This is a genomic window from Bradyrhizobium sp. (assembly GCF_049586575.1).
Taxonomy (GTDB): domain Bacteria; phylum Pseudomonadota; class Alphaproteobacteria; order Rhizobiales; family Xanthobacteraceae; genus Bradyrhizobium.
Genome location: NZ_JBAVCF010000578.1, coordinates 1 through 2,901 on the forward strand (window position 1 = coordinate 1; position 2,901 = coordinate 2,901).

A 2,901-nucleotide genomic window follows, 5' to 3' on the forward strand; every position below is an offset into this window, starting at 1 on the left:
TTGTCGGAACGCTCTCGGGCGGCAACCAGCAAAAGGTCCTTCTCGCGCGATGGCTCAATGCGAGCCCGAAGATCTTCATCCTCGACGAGCCGACCCGCGGCATCGATATCGGCGCCAAGGTTGAAATCCACAAGCTCCTGAACCGGCTGGCGGCACAAGGCGTCGCGATCATCGTCATCTCCTCCGAACTCGAGGAGGTTCTGGGGCTGAGCGACCGGATTCTCGTCATGAATGAAGGCCGCATCGTCTCGGAATTCACGAAGGCGAATGCAAGCCGGGAGGCGATCATGGAATGGGCGACCGGCGCGCGCCGGCAGGAGAAGTAAGCGATCATGCACGGCAATCAGACGCTTCGATTCATCCGGACCAATGCGACGCTGATCGCGCTGGTGGTGCTGGCGGTGGCGCTTGCGCTGGTCGACCCCACCTTCGCGACCGCGCGCAATCTCAGCAACGTGGCGCGGCAAATCACGATCGTCGGAATCATCGCTGTCGGGATGACGCTGGTGATCCTGATCGCCGGTATCGATTTGTCGGTCGGATCGGTCGTGGGCGTCGCGGCGGTGGTCGTGACACTGTTGATGCAATACGGGCTCGCCGCCTGGATCGCCGTTCCGGTGACGCTCGTGATCGTCGGCGGCCTCGTCGGATTCTGGAACGGTTTCTGGATCGCGCAGTACCGCATCCCGCCATTCATCATCACGCTCGGGATGCTGACGATCGGGCGCGGCGCCGCTTTGTCGCTGTCGAGCGGAAGCTCGGTTCCGGTTACCGATCCGTCCTTCGCTTACCTCGGCAGCGCCTATATTCCGCCGGCCCCGACACTGGTTCTCCTCGCGCTCGCGGCGCTGGTCGGCTTTTACGCACTTGCCAAAACCTTCCGCGAAAGCAGAAAGACCGGCCTTCCGCACCTTGAACGGGACCTACCCGGCATCGTTGCCACCGCAGTCGGTCTAGTGCTTGCGGCCTATGTGTTCGGCACTGGCGACGGCCTTCCGGTGCCGGTCGCGATCTTTGTCGTGATCGCCGGGATTGCGATTTTCGTTCTCGGTCATACCCGGTTTGGCCGAAGGCTTTATGCGCTCGGTGGCAACGAAGAAGCGGCCCGCCTCTCCGGCATCGACGTCTACGGCACGAAAATAATCGTCTACCTGACGGTGTCCGTGCTCTCGGCCCTGTCGGGCATCCTGCTGGCGTCCCGGTTGAATGGCGCGTCCCCCAACCTCGGCAACATGTTTGAGCTCGACGCCATCGCCGCCGTCGTGATCGGCGGCACCAGCCTCGCCGGCGGCTCGGGCACCATCGGCGGCACGATCATTGGTGCACTGATCATCGGCGTCCTGAACAACGGCATGAGCCTGCTCGGCATCTCCTCGTTCTATCAGCTGATCATCAAGGGGCTGATCATCAGCCTCGCCGTCTGGTTCGACGTTCTGCAAAAGAAGAACTGGGCACGTTGAGCGGAAACGGCCATCGATCCGGAGACGAAGCATCTGGAGTTGCTTCGTCCCGGTGCTGGCGCGACGCGGACAATGACCTTATGGGTGCGCTCCAAACAATACCTGGCCCTGTGCGTTGAAGCTGCATTCTCCCGGCACGAAGCCCGGGTTATGAAAGCAGGCGTTGTCGAGCGAGCTGTCCCAACCGCCTCGCTGCCGCCATTTAGACCATTCGATGTAATCGCAATATTTGCTGTGGGGATTTCCCGGATCCCGGGTCGCACAGAAGACACTCTGGACGGGACGGCTTGGACCGGAAATCCGGGCCAGCACCGGGCTTGCCAGCATGGAAAAAAGGACTGCGGCAAGCCCGATCAATCTGAATTTCGTCATGGCGTTCCTCCGATTGGATTGTAACGCACAACAACGACCACAGGCGGGAATTCCGCTCTTGGTTCCTAAAAGATAATTGATTCAGCAGACCGTCAGACCGCCTGCGTTGCGCCGTGCGCGACAACGCGGCTGACAGTCTTGCCTGCCTGCCGTTCGGCCAAGCAGCCATGGCCGCTGCGGCTATGCCTTTGAGCTCCGCCGTGCCGGCGCCGTCCCGCGCCTCGGTTCGACTCTGACAGTTGACGGCGGCGCGAACGCCTGAGACGGCAACGTTTGCCAGCGAGGAGCGGTACTAAGGCAACATTACTCTGCTGCCTGAGGCGTGTCGGTCCGTTTCGCAATGACCTGGCGGAATTTCATCGCAAGGTCTTCGGTGTAGCGGGCTAGCCCCTGATAGAACGCGCGGTCCGCCTCGCTGGTGGATTCTTGGGCTGATTTCTCGTACTGCGCGGCCTTGCGCTCATACTTCTCGAGTTTCGCTTGAAGATCACTCACCACGGGCGTTACTCCACTCGACACGCTACCCACGCTGCGAATGGTTGCCTGCGCTCCGACCGAAACGATGACTGACATAAGGCAATTTTGCAGCCGCGATGCGGCTCGCTTTTGGCAGCGATTTAGCTGCGTTCAAGGCGGCGAAGGGGGTTTAATTCCCCTCCTGCATCCCCACATACCTAAAATGACACAGTGGCAACCTCCCAAGCGGGAACCGAAGAGAACCAAGGCTGAGCTGTACGAGATGCTGGCTGAGGCCGTACGCAATACGCAGGCTGAGAATGAGCGTGTGCAACGGCCCAAGAAAGTGAAGGCAGCCTAGCTTTTGTCTGGCGCGCCAAGCGTTGGCCGGTGCGGGTTTGTCCCCGTTAGCCAGTCTGGCAAGAGTCGTGACGCGATCGGCCTTCACGCCGACGCTGCTCAGACGCATCTGTGTCACGCGCAGACACCGTAAAGGTTTCACCCCCGACGACCTTCGCCGCTCCAAGAACACTTTTCAAAACGAAAAAGGGAGGGCTCTGAGAAAGCGCTCCTCCTTATTCGACTACCGGCGACTACCTGAGATCGAATAAGT

At 60.5% G+C, this 2,901-nt stretch carries 4 protein-coding genes; 2 read left to right on the plus strand and 2 right to left on the minus strand.

The genetic code is table 11. From position 1 onward, the window contains the following. Together WB528_RS21790 and WB528_RS21795 are read left to right on the plus strand one after the other, a co-directional pair. On the plus strand, positions 1–326 hold a 326-nt coding region (locus tag WB528_RS21790; RefSeq protein ID WP_423890571.1), incomplete at its 5' end, for an ATP-binding cassette domain-containing protein. 6 nt (positions 327–332) lie between these two features. Beyond that, the gene (locus WB528_RS21795; RefSeq protein WP_423890573.1) at positions 333–1,460 is read left to right on the plus strand and encodes a sugar ABC transporter permease; all 1,128 of its coding nucleotides are present in this window, start codon (positions 333–335) and stop codon (positions 1,458–1,460) included. Between the two features lie 78 nt (positions 1,461–1,538). Here WB528_RS21795 and WB528_RS21800 read toward each other — a convergent pair whose 3' ends face one another. Continuing rightward, complete coding sequence (locus WB528_RS21800; protein ID WP_423890575.1) at positions 1,539–1,832, minus strand: hypothetical protein; 294 nt, start codon at positions 1,830–1,832, stop codon at positions 1,539–1,541. Between the two features lie 303 nt (positions 1,833–2,135). Continuing rightward, the gene (locus WB528_RS21805; protein WP_423890576.1) at positions 2,136–2,327 is read right to left on the minus strand and encodes a hypothetical protein; all 192 of its coding nucleotides are present in this window, start codon (positions 2,325–2,327) and stop codon (positions 2,136–2,138) included. Between the last annotated feature and the right edge of the window lie 574 nt (positions 2,328–2,901).

Coding starts and splice junctions, on each gene's coding strand:
- WB528_RS21795 (WP_423890573.1), top strand. CDS start 333: ATGCACGGCAATCAGACGCTTCGATTCATCCGGACCAATGCGACGCTG.
- WB528_RS21800 (WP_423890575.1), bottom strand. CDS start 1,832: ATGACGAAATTCAGATTGATCGGGCTTGCCGCAGTCCTTTTTTCCATG.